The organism is Undibacterium sp. SXout7W (assembly GCF_049339385.1).
Lineage (GTDB): Bacteria > Pseudomonadota > Gammaproteobacteria > Burkholderiales > Burkholderiaceae_D > Undibacterium.
Genome location: NZ_JBMPPF010000007.1, coordinates 76,264 through 94,326, shown reverse-complemented (window position 1 = coordinate 94,326; position 18,063 = coordinate 76,264). Strand labels below are relative to the sequence as shown.

The 18,063-nt window shown below is 48.1% G+C and carries 15 protein-coding genes; 11 read left to right on the top strand and 4 right to left on the bottom strand.

Features of this window, described 5'->3' with window-relative positions; all coding sequences use genetic code 11:
- Window positions 1-66: 66 nt before the first annotated feature.
- The 3 genes from ACO0LB_RS08790 to sodB all read right to left on the bottom strand — a co-directional run bounded on the left by ACO0LB_RS08790 (window position 67) and on the right by sodB (window position 4,840).
- The gene (locus ACO0LB_RS08790; protein WP_423048546.1) at window positions 67-2,730 is read right to left on the bottom strand and encodes a S9 family peptidase; all 2,664 of its coding nucleotides are present in this window, start codon (window positions 2,728-2,730) and stop codon (window positions 67-69) included.
- 217 nt (window positions 2,731-2,947) lie between these two features.
- Entirely contained in the window at window positions 2,948-3,820 is an 873-nt protein-coding gene (locus ACO0LB_RS08785) for a DMT family transporter (RefSeq protein ID WP_423048544.1), read from the bottom strand.
- A gap of 441 nt (window positions 3,821-4,261) precedes the next feature.
- Window positions 4,262-4,840, bottom strand: a complete 579-nt coding sequence (sodB, locus tag ACO0LB_RS08780) for a superoxide dismutase [Fe] (protein WP_423048542.1) — start codon at window positions 4,838-4,840, stop codon at window positions 4,262-4,264.
- A gap of 294 nt (window positions 4,841-5,134) precedes the next feature.
- On the opposite strand from sodB, the gene ACO0LB_RS08775 reads away from it, so the two are divergent.
- Window positions 5,135-5,665: a DUF3455 domain-containing protein gene (locus ACO0LB_RS08775; protein ID WP_423048540.1), complete on the top strand. Its 531-nt coding sequence runs from the start codon at window positions 5,135-5,137 to the stop codon at window positions 5,663-5,665.
- Window positions 5,666-5,894: 229 nt separating this feature from the next.
- Here ACO0LB_RS08775 and xseA read toward each other — a convergent pair whose 3' ends face one another.
- A complete protein-coding gene (gene xseA / locus ACO0LB_RS08770; protein WP_423048538.1) occupies window positions 5,895-7,259 on the bottom strand; it encodes an exodeoxyribonuclease VII large subunit in 1,365 nt (454 codons plus the stop codon).
- A gap of 1,158 nt (window positions 7,260-8,417) precedes the next feature.
- On the opposite strand from xseA, the gene ACO0LB_RS08765 reads away from it, so the two are divergent.
- From ACO0LB_RS08765 to ACO0LB_RS08720, 10 genes are all read left to right on the top strand, one after another.
- A complete protein-coding gene (locus tag ACO0LB_RS08765; RefSeq protein WP_423048536.1) occupies window positions 8,418-9,023 on the top strand; it encodes a MotA/TolQ/ExbB proton channel family protein in 606 nt (201 codons plus the stop codon).
- 2 nt (window positions 9,024-9,025) lie between these two features.
- Complete coding sequence (locus ACO0LB_RS08760) at window positions 9,026-9,472, top strand: ExbD/TolR family protein (protein WP_423048534.1); 447 nt, start codon at window positions 9,026-9,028, stop codon at window positions 9,470-9,472.
- Between the two features lie 218 nt (window positions 9,473-9,690).
- On the top strand, window positions 9,691-10,734 hold the full coding sequence (lpxK, locus tag ACO0LB_RS08755; protein WP_423048532.1) for a tetraacyldisaccharide 4'-kinase: 1,044 nt from the start codon (window positions 9,691-9,693) through the stop codon (window positions 10,732-10,734).
- A complete protein-coding gene (locus tag ACO0LB_RS08750) occupies window positions 10,715-10,900 on the top strand; it encodes a Trm112 family protein (RefSeq protein WP_423048530.1) in 186 nt (61 codons plus the stop codon). The genes lpxK and ACO0LB_RS08750 overlap by 20 nt, the downstream gene beginning before the upstream one ends.
- A 21-nt stretch (window positions 10,901-10,921) precedes the next feature.
- The gene (kdsB, locus tag ACO0LB_RS08745) at window positions 10,922-11,680 is read left to right on the top strand and encodes a 3-deoxy-manno-octulosonate cytidylyltransferase (RefSeq protein WP_423048528.1); all 759 of its coding nucleotides are present in this window, start codon (window positions 10,922-10,924) and stop codon (window positions 11,678-11,680) included.
- Window positions 11,681-11,920: 240 nt separating this feature from the next.
- Window positions 11,921-12,577, top strand: a complete 657-nt coding sequence (adk, locus tag ACO0LB_RS08740) for an adenylate kinase (RefSeq protein WP_423048526.1) — start codon at window positions 11,921-11,923, stop codon at window positions 12,575-12,577.
- A 311-nt stretch (window positions 12,578-12,888) separates the two neighbouring features.
- On the top strand, window positions 12,889-15,048 hold the full coding sequence (locus ACO0LB_RS08735; RefSeq protein WP_423048524.1) for a sodium-translocating pyrophosphatase: 2,160 nt from the start codon (window positions 12,889-12,891) through the stop codon (window positions 15,046-15,048).
- A 492-nt stretch (window positions 15,049-15,540) separates the two neighbouring features.
- A complete protein-coding gene (locus ACO0LB_RS08730; RefSeq protein ID WP_423048522.1) occupies window positions 15,541-16,299 on the top strand; it encodes a 3-hydroxyacyl-CoA dehydrogenase in 759 nt (252 codons plus the stop codon).
- A 103-nt stretch (window positions 16,300-16,402) separates the two neighbouring features.
- Window positions 16,403-17,581, top strand: a complete 1,179-nt coding sequence (locus ACO0LB_RS08725) for a patatin-like phospholipase family protein (protein ID WP_423048520.1) — start codon at window positions 16,403-16,405, stop codon at window positions 17,579-17,581.
- A 101-nt stretch (window positions 17,582-17,682) separates the two neighbouring features.
- Complete coding sequence (locus ACO0LB_RS08720) at window positions 17,683-18,063, top strand: ribonuclease domain-containing protein (RefSeq protein WP_423048518.1); 381 nt, start codon at window positions 17,683-17,685, stop codon at window positions 18,061-18,063.

Sequence of the window (18,063 nt, the reverse complement as noted above, 5' to 3'; positions counted from 1 at the left end):
GGCATCGATACGTGGCAGTGGTTTCAGATTTTTACTGATATTCCCGTTGCAGCAATATGAAAATTTTCAACGCGCAGAACCTAAATGCTGAAGGAAAAAAGCTTCGTATTTTTTATGCCAGGCATGAGGTTTGACAGCACCGCCCATCGCATGTTCACCATCAGGATCAAGAAATAAATCCACTAACGACGCCTTGCCATTCTCCAACAGGGCGCGATAGACGTTGACGGTATCCTGATACAACACATTCGGATCTTGCATGCCGTGTACCAGCATCAATGGTTTTTTCAGACCTGAAGTTAATGGCAATAACGAATATTTACGTAATGTTGGTTTACTGCGTTCGGTTTTGCCTATGGTCCGGCCGCTGTACCAGCTATTGTAATTTTCCCACTCTGTCGGCCCAGCACCAGCGATGCCTGCAGCAAAGGTGTCCGGACTGGTGTACATGGTGTACTGCGTCTGAAAACCGCCAAAACTCCACCCTGTCAGACCAATACGCTTACCATCGACGCCTACATTTTTTTGCAGATATTTCGCCAGATCTTCCAGATCCTCGGTCTGAGGTTTGCCTGCCTGTTCCCAGTTGGCATCGCTGAACTTACGACCATAATTGGAGTGTCCACGTGGATCAACCGCAACCGTGACATAGCCATGTTTGTTGGCCATGTACATGCCAAACATGTAGGCAGTTTGCTGGAAGCTATCTGTTTCGATGATGTGGCGATCATTCAATGGCCCGCCGTAGGTATAAACAATCGCCGGGCGCTTGTCCGATGAACGCCATCCGGATGGTTTAAAAATGTAGGCCTGAATTTTATCGCCATGACGGTTGTTGTAACTAAAACGCTCAGGTCGTTGAATATCAATTGCTGCCCATTGCGGATCGTGGCTTTGCGTCAGGGTGCGGGACTGGTTACTGCGCATATCGACCAGCTTTAGCTCTGGACGTGAAGACCATTGTCCAGCCATGGCAGCGATTTTTTCACCTGTGTCAGCCAGTACCGGGTTGCGGTGAAAGTCGCCGGATTTACCGAGCGACTGCATATTACCGCTGCTCAGTTCTATACGGAAAATATTCATGGCAGCAAAATCATCCTTGTTTGCCAGCACAAACATGTATTTGCTGTCGGGACTAAAACCGGTAATGGTGTGTGCCTCAAAATCGCCATGTAATATGGCTTTGGCGTTGCCATTCTGCGTATCGATAATATAAGGCTGGCGGTAGCCTTGCTCATCCAGTATGGCGATCAGTTGTTGCCCATCAGGAGTGAATTGCGGTGCGACGACATTCACTACCTCATGACCAACGTTGCCACGTCGCTCAAAGACCATACGCGGTTTGACGCCTTCTTCAGCCTGACCAACATAAATACGCAGCAATTCTTTTTCTCTTTCCCACGTCGAGAACGTATAACGACTGCCATCTTTTGCCCAGCTGACTTTACTCATTTCAAACCACACGTCGCCGCCATCATTTGTAAACACAGCCTGAGGCTGACGTGCGGAGGCATCGGCAACACGGCGGATGTATAAGGCGGTAGCTGGTTCTTTGCGTTTATCGTCAGAGACTTCACGCGCTACCTTTTTCGCAGTCGCAAAGCGTTCGCTGTAATTCATGATTTCTACCTGGCGCTCGGATGATGGCACGGGCTTGCCTGTGTCAGCGTTGGTCTCAGGTGCTTCGGCAATGATCGCCATCCATTGCTTGTCTTCGCTCAGTATCGTTTGTGCGATCCGGTATTTTTTTTCTGTATCATCCGGGTGTATCAGTTCACGATTCAGTTGCCGTATTGCACTGTGGCTAAATTGTGCGAGGTATAAGCGCTTTTCATCCATGTAGATGTAGCCGCTGTCATCAGCGGTATAGGCGACGATGCGTTCAGGTTTGTCGGTTTGCGTGAGTCGTTCTATTTTCCCGTCTGCCATGTTGAGTCGGAAGAGATCACCGCGATATTGAAAAACCAGTTCATTTTTCTTGTTTGCCCAGACCAGATCATCAACTCCCGGATACAGGTCTGTCGGTTTCAGTTTTTCTTTTTCCAGTTTTTTCTTGAGTTCATCACGCAGTTCCCAGACTTCTTTGGCTTTATCACTATCTTTGTCTGTCCTGGTCTCTTTTTTGTCATTGTCTGCTTTGGCCGTTGTCACGATCCCAGATTTGCTGGCGGCGGCTTTTTCTTTTGCAGCTTCTGCCTCGGTTTCGGCTTTTTTGGCATCTGCTTTCGCTTTTTTCTCTGCCAACTCGCGTTGAATATCTGCCAGTGCAGCTTCTTCCCATTGCTTCAGATTTATTTTTTCTCCACGCAGATAGGCTGCCTGCGCCTCAGCTTTTGCCTGACGTTCTGCCTCTTCACGATTTTTTTGCTGTGCTTTTTTGTCAAAGCGATCCCAATCCTCTGGCGCATCATAAGCTTTCATAATGGCAGGGGATGTAATCCGCTGGGTTGCTCCTGAAAGGGTGTCATGCACATACAAATCCGTACCGTTTTCTCCAAACGGATTCCATACATACGCCAGATAGCGGCCATCTGTGCTGAAGTGGAGTTGTTTGGCACTTTGACCAGCGTAAGGCTTGGCACGGAATACTTGTTCCAGCGTCAGTTCTGCAGGTTTGATTTTGCTGATAGTATTTTCTGATGCCGCATGGGCGAGTGTTTGAGGTAGCAGAAAGCTGGTGCTGACGCCTAGAGCCAGCGTCATACTGAAAGTGAGAATCGGGGAAGACATAGACTGAGCCTTTTTGTAATAATGATAAAGCAGATGTCGTGACGCTGACCAAAGGGTGGAGGCCAACACCTTGCATGGATAATGCAAGGCACATAGACGCTGCCTATGCGCTTTAGTTCCCGAAAAACAAAGTTGTTTGATATGAATTGTGGGAGTTTCATCAGACAGTCCCCCAAAAATAAAATGCGGGAACCGTCTGGTTGTCAGGAAAGCGACTTTAGCGTGCCGGTTTGACGACCAATGCCACGCCAGCCAGCGCAATCGCCATACCGACGACGGCTGTGATGGTGAATTTTTCACCAAACATCAACCATGCCATGGCTGCGGTGACTGCAGGCACCAGATACATGTAGCTGGTGACTTTGGTGGCTTCGCCGAGTCGTATCATGATGAACAGAACAGAGATGCCGACGCCCGACAGAACGAATACCGACCATGCCATTGCAGCAAAAAATTGAGGTGTGTAGATGATGGTCTGCGTTTCCAGAAACAATGCCAGTGGCGCGGTAACTAACAGGGAGGCGCCAAACTGAATCACTTGCCCTGTGCGGACGTCAAATGTCGGGCAGGTTTTTTTCTGATACAGCGTACCAATCGTCATCGAAAATAATGCCATCGTCGCCAGCATGACACTAACTGGTGACAGGCCGACGACAGAGATTTTATTGGCGACGACTAACCCTACGCCGACAATTCCAAATCCTAATCCAAACCATTGTCTTCCGCGAATACGCTCGCCTATCATGGGTCCCATAATCGCGGTCAGGATAGGTTGGGTATTAGCGATCAGCGCAGCTACGCCCGCTGGCATTCCTAGTTTGACTGCACACCAGATGCCGCCCAGATACATTGCCTGCATTAATATGCCGGCGATCGCAATTGGCAATAAGGCTTTACGCTCGGGCCAGGGCGCGCGCATGATCAGCGCCAGTGCCAGCATGAACAGAATGACACCTAGATAACGCAGGCTCAGAAAGGTTAATGGTTCTGCATAAGGTAAGCCGTATTTTGCAACAACATAGCCAGAAGCCCAGATAAAGATAAAAATGGCTGGAAGCGAGCGCAGGAAAAGGGAGGTTTGTGAGTGCATGCTAAGAGCTTTGCTATCAGATAGGTAACAATGTCGAATAAAAAAGTGCTGAACAGGATTGACGCAAAATGACCTCAATGGCGTTTTGCTCCAAACCGTTACTGCTTCCGTTGCTATGGTGTAGCCAGGGCTTCAGGCAACATGTTGCCTGTGGGCGAAACGAACATCACTTAACGAACTTACTTGCAATGCATAAATAATATTGCCCAAAGCGCAGGGAGTTTGTTTGGCTTGCCGGGACAATGTTGCGTCAGTCCTGATCAATATGAAGCCTGATCTTCTCACAAACAACTTTTGCGATAGATGAAAAAAAACCTGCTGGCAAACTGCCGCGCAGGTTTTTTTTCATCTGTTCTATCCGCGCTATGGGATGTCAATAATCATCAAAAATACATCAAAAATACATCAACGATGCATCAGTCATCCGATAGCCAGATCTGCTTACGCCAGATTAGCAGCAGCGAAATCCCAGTTTACCAGTGCCCAGAATGCTTCCAGGTATTTTGGACGAGCATTGCGATAGTCGATGTAGTAAGCGTGTTCCCACAGATCGCAGGTGATCAGTGGTTTGTCTGTTGTTGTCAGTGGTGTTGCTGCGTTGGACGTGTTGACGATATCCAGAGTGCCGTCTGCTTTTTTCACCAGCCATGTCCAGGAAGAACCAAAGTTACCGACGCAGGATTTTGTGAAGGCGTCTTTGAATGCATCAAAAGAACCCCATTTGGCGTTGATCGCGTCAGCCAATGCACCCGTTGGTGCGCCGCCACCGTTTGGTTTCAGACCGTTCCAGTAGAACGTGTGATTCCAGATTTGTGCGGCGTTATTGAAAACACCAGCAGAAGATTTTTTGACGATTTCTTCCAGTGTGGCGTTTTCGAACTCTGTACCTTTGATCAGGTTATTCAGGTTCGTGACATAAGTCTGGTGATGCTTACCGTAGTGGTATTCCAGTGTTTCCTGAGAAATGTGCGGAGCCAGTGCATCTAAGGCGTAAGGCAATGCTGGTAATGTATGTTCCATTTTTGCGTCCTTTTATTCGTGGTTCGGGAAAAACGTCATTGTAATGGCTTAATGCCAAGTGTGCAGCTTTGTGATGATTTTCAAAAAATGTAGGCATTTTTTTATGCGCTTGAATGCCGTTTTGTTATTCATCATGTATTTTTCATCAAACTTGATCGGTGCGGTAACTGAGCAAATAAAAATATATTCAATTACCTGAATCCGTTTTCTATCCGCGGACGTATGACTATATGACGGTGCTTAATTTCAAGCCAATTTGACGTCATATTTATTTATTATTTTCAGGAGATTTGAATGAACACAGCATCCCGCTTACTCGCCAGTACGTCCATGGTTATTGCTCTGGCTGCCTGCAGTTCCGCTATGAAGGTTCCTGAGGCACCCGCAGCGGTGACGGTGCCAGGCGGACACAAGCTGGTTATGGTTGCTGTCGGTGCCGGTGACCTGACATATGAATGCCGTGTCAAGGCCGCGATGCCTGGCGCTTATGAGTGGGCCTTTGCTGGTCCGAATGCCGTTTTGTCCGATAAGGCTGGCAAGGTCGTCGGCAAATACTATGGCGGCCCTACATGGGAGTCAAATGATGGCAGCAAAGTGACTGGAAAGCAGGTAGCAGTGGCTCCGGGCGCGGCGACGGCCATTCCTTTGCAACTGGTCAAAGCTAATCCCTCTACCGGTAATGGTGCGATGACAGATATTGCCTATATCCAGCGTCTGAATACAGTTGGTGGCATTGCGCCGTCTGATAGTTGTGCTGCGGATAACGTTGGTGCGAAGAAATTAGTCAAGTATCAGGCTGATTATTTGTTCTACAAAGCGAATTAATTGTCGATCTTGCTGACCTTGTGAATAGTACGCAGCAGTACGCCAAACAGCACAATGCTAAACAGCACAAATGTCTATGTCGCCGGGACTTCACTGTTCTGGTGACGAGCGTGATCGTATTTTCTGTCATACGTTATGCATAACGTATGAAAAATTGGAAGAGAGGCCGTAACTAGTCTCTCTTTTCAGTACTTCTTTTAAGCACATCCTTTAAGTACCTCTTTTCAGATTACGAATCCAGCGTCGCCTGCACGCTGCTGATACCTACTTCCGTGATACCGTCGGCTAATCGTACCTTGATCAGGCTATTGGGCTGTAAATCCTTTTGTGAGCGCACCAGCTTACCTTTGGCGTTGGTCAGGATCGCATAGCCGCGTTCCAGCGTCCGCTGAGGATTGAGCATATCCAGCTGTGCCTGGGAATGGCTCAAGGCATGTCTGTATCTGCTGATTTGTTGTTCCAGGACCATACCAGATCTGCGTTGCATGTCGACCAGCATGTTACGTGTCGAATTGACATCTGGACGTTGTGCCCGGATACGCGTTTGTAACTGTGTCAGCTGCGACTGTGCCTTGTGACGAGGCATCGCAATTGCATAGCGCATGCGCTGCGCTGCTGCATGAAGCCTTTCGCGCTTGGACTGAATCGCATTGAGCGGACTGATCAGGCGCCTGCTCATCCAATCCAGAGTTTGATATTGATTCGATAATTTTCTTTGTATGCTGCGTGCCAGGTGCACTTGTGTCTGCTGCAGACTTTCCAGCCATTCTATTTGTGGTGTTGCAGCCAGTTCTGCGGCTGCAGTTGGCGTAGCTGCTCTGATATCGGCCACAAAATCAGCAATGGTGAAATCGGTTTCATGGCCTATTCCACAGATGACTGGCATTGCGCAATGACTAATGGTGCGGGCAACAACTTCTTCGTTGAATGCCCATAAGTCTTCAATACTGCCTCCACCTCGACACACTAGCAACACATCGCATTCCTCACGGGCAGACGCGGTGGCAATCGCTTGCGCAATTTTGTTTGCAGCACCGTCTCCCTGAACCGGCGTGGGATACAGAATCACATGGATGTGCGGTGTCCGGCGCTGTAATGCAGTCAGAATATCGCGCAATGCAGCAGCCTGTGGACTACTGACGATACCGATTGATTTGACGAAGCGTGGAATCGGGCGTTTGCGTTCTGGGTCGAATAAGCCCTCAGCCTGCAGGCGAGCTTTTAATTGTAGAAAGGCCTCATACAAGTTGCCCATGCCGGCACGTCGGATGGCTTCGACATTGATTTGATAATCCCCCCGGGGGGCATACAAGCTGACCGTAGCGCGAACCTCGACCTTATCGCCCTCACGCGGCATAAAATCAGCATATTGCGCTCTCCCTCTGAACATGACGGCACGCACTTGTGCCCCCGCATCCTTCAGCGTGAAGTACCAATGCCCTGAAGTTGCCCGGGTGAAATTAGAAATCTCGCCAGATATCCATGTCAGCGGTATGTTTCGTTCCAATAACTGTGCCACCGCTTGGTTTAGCGCTGAAACAGTGATGACGGAAGGCATGGATACAGGGTTTGTCTGGCGATATTCAATATTCATAAGGCTTAACGGCGCAAAAGCTGTCCACAGAGGCGAGAATGGGGCGTCAGGATGTCACCGTCCGGTGAATATGTCAAAAGAAATGAAAGTCATTGCGCTAAGTGATTGATTTGTATTGAAAAATGCTCTGCAAGAGAGTTGAGTAGAATGATAATTTCCTTTCAAATCAAGATGTTCTACGTTGTTATAGGTGGTTGTACACAAACTTATCCACAGAAAATGTGCGTAATTTCCAGATGTTATTGGTAGTTTATAAAGAATAGTACTTTGCCTGTTTTTTGAGCAGAAGTTAAATAATGATTAAAATCAATTACTTATCCTGCTTTAAGCAGTTTTTGCACAATCTTGTCCACAGCAAATGTGCAAAAAATAGAGATTACTCACAGTGATTGCCTTCTATTCATGCCGCTATCAAAGGGTTGCTTACGAGACAGGTGATTGCTTAAATCTTTTGCACGGAATAAATATACTTTAAAATCAAACGCTTAACTTGATACCTCCGTGTTTTTCACATGGTTATCCACAAAATTTGTGTAAAAACTCCGAGTTATCCAATGAGGGTATCTTGTTTGTTGTCATTAAACTACTTTCAACCCGGCATTTGTCACGTTTCATGCAAAAAATAGCTGTTTGCCTGTTTTTTAAGCATTGAATTAATATTCATTAAAATCAGCAGCTTATCTGCTCTTCTTCAGATTCTGCACAATCTTGTCCACATAATATGTGCAAAACCACCTGACTTATACACGGTCTATGCTTGTCGATCAGAATTGATGTCGTCATCGACATAAAAAGAGGATTTGCCTCATTTTTAAGCTTGAATAAAATAAGTATATAAATCAATTACTTAGCGAGTAAGGCGGGCATTGTGCACAATCTTGTCCACATAAAATGTGCAGAAATGCCCAGCTCATCAGTAAGATAAATGATATTTAAGACAATAAATGTGGCTGCCTAAAACTTAAGCTAATCCATAAACTTGAATAAAATCATAAGCTTAAGCAGAGTCAACGGACTTATCCACAGTTTTGCGCACAGAATTTGTGCAAAACATCGCACATACAGCAGACTGCCGACATTTCTATGATCTACTCTTGCCCGCAGGCTAACAACGCGCTACATTGCGGGGTTGAATCCGGGAATCTTTAAGGAGCTAATTTGTTTTCCATTATTCAAGCCGCTGGCTGGCCTATTTATTTGTTACTGATTTCGTCAGTGATTGCGCTGACGTTGATCATTGAACGTACTTTTTCCCTGCACAGAAGTAAGATTTTGCCATCGACATTGCTCGATGAAGTGATCCGCGTATATCAGGCCGGCAAGGTCAAACAGGAAGTGATTGAACAATTAGCGGGCAATTCGCCTTTGGGAAAAGTGTTGGCATCGGGTTTGCGGAATGTGAACGCCCCGCGTGAGGTCATGAAAGAATCGATTGAAGAAGCAGGCGCGGCAGTTGCGCATGAACTGGAACGGTTTTTGACAACGCTGGGCACCATTGCTTCTCTGGCTCCTTTAATGGGTTTGTTTGGTACGGTGGTCGGGATGATTGAGATTTTTGGCTCGCAGACGGCAACCGGTGCGAATCCGGCGCAACTGGCGCACGGTATTTCTGTCGCTTTGTATAACACAGGGTTTGGTCTGTTGATCGCAATGCCAGCACTGGTGGCTTATCGCCATTTTCGCGCTCTGGTCGATAGTTTGGTCGTCGACATGGAGCAGCAGGCGGTCAAGTTTGTTGATGTTGTGCACAGCGCCAGGAAGTAACTATGAATTTTCGTAAAGGCAGGGGCAGGGAAGAACCTGAAATCAACCTGATCCCTTTTATTGACGTATTGCTGGTCATTCTGATTTTTTTGATGGTCACAACGACTTATAGTCGTTTTACTGAATTACAGATCACATTGCCGACTGCGGATGCTGAAAAGGCGCAAGATAAGCCGAATCAGATTGATATCGGTATTGATGCGCAAGGTCGTTATAAAATTAATAATCAACCAGTGTCGTATCTTGATACTGCCACCCTAGCGCAGGATTTGAAGCGTGCAGCTGGGAATCTTGATGGCGCAAAGACTGAGCAGCGTGATCCGGTGGTGATTATTAATGCTGATCGCGCAGCAACACACCAATCTGTGATTGATGTGCTGGAAGCAGCGAGGATTGCAGGTCTGGCAAAAGTTACTTTTGCAGCCCAGACATCTGCACAGTCAAAATAATGGTCAGTACTCGATACTGACAAACAATGCTGCCAGCAATGAATGCTAGCAGATGTTCGCGGATACCCGCCATATACACCGGGCTTATGAGCTGGGAATGGGGGAGTATCTGGTTTCTCTGAGCTCTTGTGCTGGTTTTATCTGGGCGAACAGGCAAGTGATTATCATACTATAGGGGAGTATCTGTACTCCCCGATTTCTTTTGTACCTGGAGATTCATGCGTATCTGGTTGGAAACACTGTTGTTACGTGCCTGGCAGACGCGTGGACCAGTCGCTGTTTTGTTGTGGCCATTGTCTGTTTTATTCCGGTTTATTGTCGGTTTTCGTTTTGGTTTGTTCGTGCTTGGCTATAAGGCCATAACCAAGCTGGAGATACCGGTGATTGTCGTTGGCAATATTTTTATCGGCGGCACCGGTAAAACACCATTGGTCATCTGGCTGGTACAGCAACTCAAAGATGCCGGCCTGCATCCTGCGGTGATTTCGCGTGGATATGCTGCCAGCGCAGAAGGCGTAACGCTCCTGGATGCGTCGTCGGTTGCCGCAGTAGTGGGGGATGAACCTCTGTTGATGGCTGAGCGTACTGGCTGCCCTGTAGCCGTTGGGCGTGATCGGGTTGCAGTAGCACGTTGTTTGCTGGCGGCACATCCTGAGACAGATGTATTGATTGCAGACGACGGGCTGCAACACTATGCGTTGGGCCGTGACATTGAAATTGTATTGTTCGACAAGCGCGGTGTCGGTAATGGATGGATGTTGCCAGCGGGTCCCTTGCGCGAGCCGGTAGAGCGTCGTCGTGATTTTACTGTGCTCAACGCGACGCCTGATGTGTCAGTGTCATCTGTTCCTGGTGTTTCCGATGCTGCAATCCGCATGGAATTGCGGGCAACGCGAACCTACCAGTTAATGCATCCTCAGCAGCAACAAACACTGACTTATTGGTCCTCAAAGCGTGTGTGCGCCGCGGCTGGTATAGGCCATCCACAACGTTTTTTTGATATGTTGACACAGGCTGGCCTGACCTTTTTTGCGATGCCTTTGCCTGATCATTACGCATTTAATGCCGACGTATTTAGTGCGCTGAATGTGGATTGCATTCTGATCACCGAAAAGGATGCAGTAAAATGTCGGCAGATTGCGCATTTGCAAAATGATCCCCGCATCTGGGTTGTGCCTGTTGATGCACACCTTGATACGCATTTTGCTGCCACCCTCATACAGAAAATTTCGGAGAAAAAGCATGGAAGCGCGCTTGCTTGATGTATTGGTTTGTCCTTTGTGTAAAGGACCCTTGGTCTATAAAAAAGCTACCCAAGAACTGATTTGCCACGGCGATAAACTGGCATTTCCCATTCGGGACGATATTCCTATCATGTGGGCCGATCAGGCGCGCAGTCTGAGTGCAGAAGAAGTCGAAGCCAAATAAGTTAGATAAGCAGGAGATGCAATGAGTTTTATTGCCATTATTCCGGCGCGTCTGGCATCCAGTCGCTTGCCCGACAAGCCACTTGCCGACATCGGTGGCAAACCAATGGTCGTCCGCACCGCAGAACGTGCGTTGCAATCCGGTGCCAGCGCCATCATGGTTGCAACGGATCATCAGGATATCGTTGCTGCCTGTGAGGCTCATGGCATTCCGGTATGCATGACTCGCGCCGATCATCCGTCTGGTACTGACCGTATTGCCGAGGTCGCTGCTGGCATGCACTTGCCCGATGATGCTGTGATTGTCAATGTGCAGGGAGATGAGCCCCTGATTGATCCTGCTCTGATCGCGGCGACTGCATCGCTGGTCAACCAGCAGGTGCCAATGGCGACCGCTGCACATCCTCTGCACGATGTGGAAGATGGCTTCAATCCAAACGTCGTCAAGGTGGTGCTGGATAAATCGGGACGTGCTTTGTATTTTTCGCGAGCGACGATTCCCTGGCATCGCGATGCCTTTGCTGTCAGTCGGCAACAATTTCCCGAAGGATATGCGCCTCTGAGGCACATCGGTTTGTATGCCTATCGCAACGATTTTTTAAAAAAATATCCTGAATTGGCGGTGTCCCCGCTTGAGCAAATCGAGGCTCTGGAGCAGCTACGTGTACTTTGGCACGGCTACGCAATTGCGGTGCATGTGACAGCGTCGAGTCCGGCGCCTGGCGTGGATACACTGGAAGACTTACAGAGAGTCCGTCGATTTTTTGCTGAAAATCAGTAAATTTCTTTTTTTGCGTCAATCTCATCAGTGGTAAAGCATCAAGAATATAAAAAATTGTGGTAAGTTTCGTGAAAAGAAACTGTGTTATTACTACAAAAAGAAGAAAAGCAAATTGTAGTCACAAAAATAAAACGAAAAAAATTCAGCATGTATCTCAGTCAACTCCAATGTTCAGCTTTCTTTGTCGCTGGCGAGAGCATGTAAAAAAATTCATTATTCAAACTCGTCTTAGGAAATAAAATGCGTCTTATTTTGTTGGGAGCGCCGGGTGCCGGCAAAGGTACTCAAGCGAATTACATCAAGGAAAAATTCAATATTCCACAGATTTCGACTGGTGATATGTTGCGTGCTGCCATTGCAGCAGGTACAGCATTAGGTTTGGAAGCTAAAAAAGTGATGGATGCCGGTGGACTGGTTTCTGATGACATCATCATTGGTCTGGTCAAAGACAGACTGAAACAAGATGACTGCGCCAACGGTTATCTGTTCGATGGTTTTCCACGGACGATTCCACAAGCGGATGCGATGAAGGAAGCTGGTGTTGCGATTGACTATGTGCTTGAAATTGATGTGGCTGATGAAGTGATCATTGATCGTATGAGTGGTCGTCGTGTGCATACCAGTTCAGGTCGTACATATCACGTCAAATACAATCCACCGAAAGTGGAAGGTAAAGATGACGTTACTGGCGAAGAACTGGTGCAGCGTCCCGATGACAAGGAAGAAACCGTGAAAAAACGCCTGTCTGTTTATCACGAACAAACAGAAGTACTGGTCGGATATTACGGCGACTGGGCAAAATCTGGTCAGCCAGGTGCGCCAAAATACCGCAAAATTGCTGGTGTCGGTGCAGTGGAAGCAATACGCGACGCAGCATTCACAGCGCTGAGCGAATAGTAAAATAAAAAGCGGACAACATTGTCCGCTTTTCTTTTGGTCAGCTCTGACCATATTTTCTCCAATAAGGGCAACGGATAAGGTGTCAGTACGTTGGCTTCATCGCGTGTGGTGATAGAACATAATGGTTTTTATCGCGCGTGATGAATACGTGTTCTTGCTTTACTTTGTCGTTATCTGATTGCCGGCAGATCTGAGCCTGCATTCCCTAAGGAAATGCTTTTCCGATTCTGAGATGTCGTTTCATCATGCAACGGCGTTGTTATCAGTCTGTGATGAGAGGCAATTCCATCACCATTGGAGGAGTCATCATGGCAACAAGTCTCTGGTTTGTTATCGCTTGCGGCATCATCGCCGTCGTATATGGACTGATCTCGCGTCAATGGATTCTGAAGCAGGACGCTGGTAACGCGCGCATGCAGGAAATCGCAGCGGCCATACAGCAGGGCGCTGCAGCCTATCTCGCAAGGCAGTACCGGACCATCGCCATGGTAGGGGTGGTGTTGTTTGTGGCGATTGCTGCGGTTCCTGGATTAGGGATGATTACTGCAAGTGGTTTTCTGATTGGAGCGGTGCTGTCTGGTGCCTGTGGTTTTATAGGGATGAATGTTTCTGTCCGTGCCAATGTACGTACGGCGCAAGCCGCAACGCTGGGCATGAACGAAGCGCTGAATGTTGCGTTCCGTGGTGGTGCTATTACCGGTATGCTGGTAGTGGGGCTGGGGTTACTTGGCGTCAGCATTTTTTACTGGATACTGACTGTTTCGGCACCTCATGGACTGGGCTATACGTTGAATCAGCATGATGTCATCAAACCTCTGATTGGCTTGGCATTCGGCGCTTCGCTGATTTCGATTTTTGCCCGTTTGGGTGGCGGTATTTTTACTAAAGGTGCCGACGTAGGTGCTGATCTGGTCGGGAAAGTTGAAGCAGGTATTCCCGAAGACGATCCGCGTAATCCGGCAGTGATTGCGGACAATGTCGGTGACAATGTGGGTGATTGTGCTGGCATGGCTGCCGATCTGTTTGAAACCTATGTCGTGACGCTGATCGCGACGATGCTGCTCGGGGCATTATTGATGACTAATGCCGTGACAGAAGCGATCGTGTATCCGCTGTTACTTGGTGCGGTATCTATTCTGGCATCCATCGTTGGATGCTCGATGGTCAAAGCGATACCCGGTAAAAAAATCATGTCTGCTCTTTACACCGGTTTATGGTGGACTGCTGGTTTATCGTTTATTGGATTTCTTATTGTTACCTGGCTGGTATGGCGTGACGATGCCATGCGTTACCAGATGGCTGGTTCTGCTCTGGTTGGGATTGTTCTTACCGGACTCATGGTGTACATCACCGAATACTATACCGGCACAGATTTTAAACCCGTACGACACGTCGCCGAGGCATCAACTACCGGTCACGGTACCAATATCATTGCCGGATTAGGCGTGTCGATGAAATCAACTGCCTGGCCGGTGCTCGCAGTATGTGCTGCCATTCTTTCGTCGTATGCCTTAGCTGGTTTGTACGGCATTGCGATTGCTGCAACATCCATGCTATCAATGGCGGGCATTGTGGTAGCTCTGGATGCGTATGGCCCCATTACAGATAACGCTGGCGGTATCGCTGAGATGGCAGAGATGCCACCTTCTGTACGTGCCATCACCGATCCGCTTGATGCCGTCGGCAATACTACCAAAGCCGTCACCAAAGGATATGCGATTGGTTCAGCTGGCCTTGCCGCGCTGGTCTTGTTCGCTGACTATACCCACGCGCTGGACACCGCAGGGAAAAGTACCTCATTTGATTTATCTAATCCCCAAGTGATCGTCGGTTTATTTATTGGTGGACTCATTCCTTATTTATTCGGTGCGATGGCAATGGAGGCCGTAGGGCGAGCCGCAGGCGCGGTCGTGGTCGAAGTTCGTCGCCAGTTCCGGGATATCAAAGGCATTATGGATGGCAGTGGTAAGCCAGAGTATGACAAAGCAGTTGATATGCTGACCACCTCCGCCATCAAGGAAATGATCTTGCCCTCGTTATTACCCGTCATTGTGCCTGTTCTGGTCGGGCTATTGCTAGGCCCCGCTGCTTTGGGCGGGCTATTGATGGGAACGATTGTGACAGGTTTGTTTGTCGCCATTTCAATGACTACCGGTGGCGGAGCTTGGGACAATGCCAAAAAATATATAGAAGATGGTCATTACGGCGGCAAGGGGTCGGATGCGCATAAAGCGGCTGTGACTGGTGACACGGTGGGCGACCCATACAAAGATACCGCGGGACCGGCGATTAACCCATTGATTAAAATTATTAATATCGTTGCTTTATTACTCGTGCCATTGTTACCCGCCAATGGACCTTTGATTGGGAATAGCCGCACTCATGCACTTAACATGTCTGCTCCTACAGCAGGGGTCTTGCTGCCTCGCACAGTAATATCGCCAATCACTGCCATCCAAGTGCAATAAATGGGTTTGTAATCAAGTCAGGGCTTGTGCAAAACTGCTGCAGTTGCTTTATGGCTCTTGTTGCAGGAGTCCCAGGCATTCCGTGCAAGCACCGACTGCCTGGGTAGCCATGTAGTAGTCAAGGTTCCGGGGCATATCTTGTCCGCGGGCGAAACGAACATCACTTTCAATCGAAATTTCCCAAAAAACAGGAAGCTTGTATTGCTTTGTCAGGACAATTTTGTGTCAGGTTTTGCAAGTAAAGTGTCTTTGTAAGTTGCTAGGACGAAGCGTTGATCTGCGTGAAATTGAAGCTGCGGTATTCTGCAATGCAAGATACTTGCCAGAAAAATGATGAGAGCGCTAAAATGTGACGTTTACGTAAACGTCACATATCAGTAAAATTTGTGATTCATATCAGGCAAACGTCGTTGACATGTTTATCATTGGTGTCGCTAGTAAATTGATCGAGCTTCAGACTTAATTTTCCATTCCAACTGAAAGAAACAGAAAATGCAAATCCAGAACAATGTATTTATTATCACAGGTGGTGCCTCCGGTCTTGGCGCTGCTACCGCAAGAATGATCGTTGCTCAAGGTGGCAAGGTCGTTCTCGCGGATGTGCAGGTAGAGGCGGGCGAGAAGCTGGCTGCAGAATTGGGTGGCAAGTTTTTGAAATGTGATGTGACATCGGAAGCGGATGGCCTTGCTGTGGTCGCGGCTGCAACTGCGATGGGTACTTTGCGTGGTCTGGTCAATTGTGCCGGTGTAGCCCCTGCGATTAAAACCGTTGGTAAAGATGGCCCACATCCATTAGACGTATTTCAGCGCGTGGTCAATATTAACCTGATCGGTACATTCAATATGTGCCGCCTCGCCGCGGATGCGATGGGTAAAACAGACGCGACAGAGCAAGGCGAGCGTGGCGTGATCATCAATACGGCATCAGTTGCGGCTTATGATGGTCAGATTGGTCAGGCAGCATATGGCGCATCGAAAGCAGCAGTAGTCGGTCTGACCTTGCCAATGGCACGTGACTTGTCACGTAGCGGCATCCGGGTGATGACGATTGCTCCAGGTATTTTCGAAACACCAATGTTGCTCGGTATGCCGCAAGAAGTGCAGGATGCCTTGGGTAAAATGGTACCGTTTCCACCACGTCTTGGTAAGCCAGCAGAATACGCGCAGCTGGCGCAATCGATCATCGAAAATGTCATGCTGAACGGCGAAACTATTCGTTTGGATGGCGCAATCCGTATGCAGCCGAAATAATTCTCCTTGTGATTGCTGCATTACGATGCTGTGCAGCATGACAAGTGATAGTTGAACCAATACACTAGGGCAAATATCAATTTGCCCTTTTTTTCGGACACGAATGAACAACAATTCTGCAACTGGTCTGATTTTGACTGGCGGTGGTGCGCGAGCCGCGTATCAGGTTGGGGTGTTGAGCGAAATTTCCATGATTTTGCAAGAAGCGGGTTGGGATACTTCAGCGAATCCATTTGGCATTATTTGTGGTACTTCGGCAGGTGCGATTAATGCTACCGCGCTTGCTTGTGGCGCGGATCATTTTCAGAACGCTGTCGGCGACATGCTGCAAATTTGGGAAAACTTTGAGGCCGCGCAAGTCTATCGTTCAGATTCACTTGGCGTCATACGTAGCGGCGCGCGCTGGTTGTCGTTATGGTCTTTTGGGTGGTTGTTAAACAAATGGCGTAAATCACCCCCCAATTCATTGCTGGATAACTCTCCCCTGGAGGCGTTATTAAGCCGTATGCTGGATCTGCCCCAGCTGGATGCAGCATTGATGAATGGTAGTTTGCAGGCTCTTGCCGTGACTGCATCGTCTTATTCCCTGGGACAACATCTGACTTTTTATCAGACATTGGCTGATATTGAACCATGGGTGAGAAGTCAGCGTCTCGCGCAACGTGATTTCATCAGTGTGCAGCATTTGCTGGCGTCATCTGCCATCCCCTTTATTTTCCCTGCGGTAGCGTTAAATTGGGGGGGCAATATGGAATATTGCGGCGATGGTTCCATGAGGCAGCTGGCACCGATTTCTCCGGCGATACACCTGGGGGCGAAACGAGTACTGATTGTCGGTGCTGGACGCCTTACCGAACCCTCACCAACGCATACAAGTGAGTCTCGTTATCCGAGTCTGGCGCAGATTGCAGGTCATGCTTTGTCGAGTATTTTCTTAGATAGCCTTGCGGTAGATATCGAAAGATTGATGCGGATTAATAAAACCTTATCAATGCTGCCGTCGGAATTGTTGGAAAAAACACCTTTGCGTCCAATTGATCTATTAGTGATCGCACCTTCGTTACGTCTGGATGATATTGCCAGCCGTCACATTCACAGCTTACCCCTACCTGTCAGGACGATGCTGGGTGGTATAGGCGCAACAGAGGCGCGTGGTTCGGCGCTGGCATCCTACTTGCTGTTTGAGGCTAGCTACACTAGAGAATTGATTGCTTTAGGACGTGCTGATACCAGGGCCAGGCAATCGGATGTGCTGAATTTTTTCATGCCACAGGCTGCGTAATACCAATCAACTATCATTGCTTTATAAGCAATGATAGTTGATTCCATAGCGACAAAACGGTACTCTACGCTTTGGGCATCTCTCTGTGTGGTCTTAATGACATGATCAATCCAACATTTTTTAAAAAATGGCTGGTATTTCTGGCGCTTGGCTTATTCGCAGCCATCGTTTCCGCTAAAGACAATAATGACGCGCAATTTGTCTATCTAGCAGATCTACCCCGGGAAGCACAAACTACTTTGGTATTGATTAAACAAGGTGGGCCTTTCCGGTATGAAAAAGACGGTGTTGTCTTTGGTAATTACGAAGCACGTTTGCCAAAACAGAAGCGTGGTTACTACCATGAATATACGGTAGAGACTCCGCGGGCTAAAAATCGTGGTGCCCGTCGTATTATTGCTGGTGGTAATCCAGCCAGTTCGGGTGAATATTATTACACTGGCGATCATTATCAGTCTTTCAGACGTATCAAAGAACAATGA

Excerpts from the sequence above, each read along its gene's own strand:
- ACO0LB_RS08790 (WP_423048546.1), bottom strand. The coding sequence starts at position 2,730 with ATGTCTTCCCCGATTCTCACTTTCAGTATGACGCTGGCTCTAGGCGTC.
- ACO0LB_RS08785 (WP_423048544.1), bottom strand. The coding sequence starts at position 3,820 with ATGCACTCACAAACCTCCCTTTTCCTGCGCTCGCTTCCAGCCATTTTT.
- sodB (WP_423048542.1), bottom strand. The coding sequence starts at position 4,840 with ATGGAACATACATTACCAGCATTGCCTTACGCCTTAGATGCACTGGCT.
- ACO0LB_RS08775 (WP_423048540.1), top strand. The coding sequence starts at position 5,135 with ATGAACACAGCATCCCGCTTACTCGCCAGTACGTCCATGGTTATTGCT.
- xseA (WP_423048538.1), bottom strand. The coding sequence starts at position 7,259 with ATGAATATTGAATATCGCCAGACAAACCCTGTATCCATGCCTTCCGTC.
- ACO0LB_RS08760 (WP_423048534.1), top strand. The coding sequence starts at position 9,026 with ATGAATTTTCGTAAAGGCAGGGGCAGGGAAGAACCTGAAATCAACCTG.
- lpxK (WP_423048532.1), top strand. The coding sequence starts at position 9,691 with ATGCGTATCTGGTTGGAAACACTGTTGTTACGTGCCTGGCAGACGCGT.
- ACO0LB_RS08750 (WP_423048530.1), top strand. The coding sequence starts at position 10,715 with ATGGAAGCGCGCTTGCTTGATGTATTGGTTTGTCCTTTGTGTAAAGGA.
- kdsB (WP_423048528.1), top strand. The coding sequence starts at position 10,922 with ATGAGTTTTATTGCCATTATTCCGGCGCGTCTGGCATCCAGTCGCTTG.
- adk (WP_423048526.1), top strand. The coding sequence starts at position 11,921 with ATGCGTCTTATTTTGTTGGGAGCGCCGGGTGCCGGCAAAGGTACTCAA.
- ACO0LB_RS08735 (WP_423048524.1), top strand. The coding sequence starts at position 12,889 with ATGGCAACAAGTCTCTGGTTTGTTATCGCTTGCGGCATCATCGCCGTC.
- ACO0LB_RS08730 (WP_423048522.1), top strand. The coding sequence starts at position 15,541 with ATGCAAATCCAGAACAATGTATTTATTATCACAGGTGGTGCCTCCGGT.
- ACO0LB_RS08725 (WP_423048520.1), top strand. The coding sequence starts at position 16,403 with ATGAACAACAATTCTGCAACTGGTCTGATTTTGACTGGCGGTGGTGCG.
- ACO0LB_RS08720 (WP_423048518.1), top strand. The coding sequence starts at position 17,683 with ATGATCAATCCAACATTTTTTAAAAAATGGCTGGTATTTCTGGCGCTT.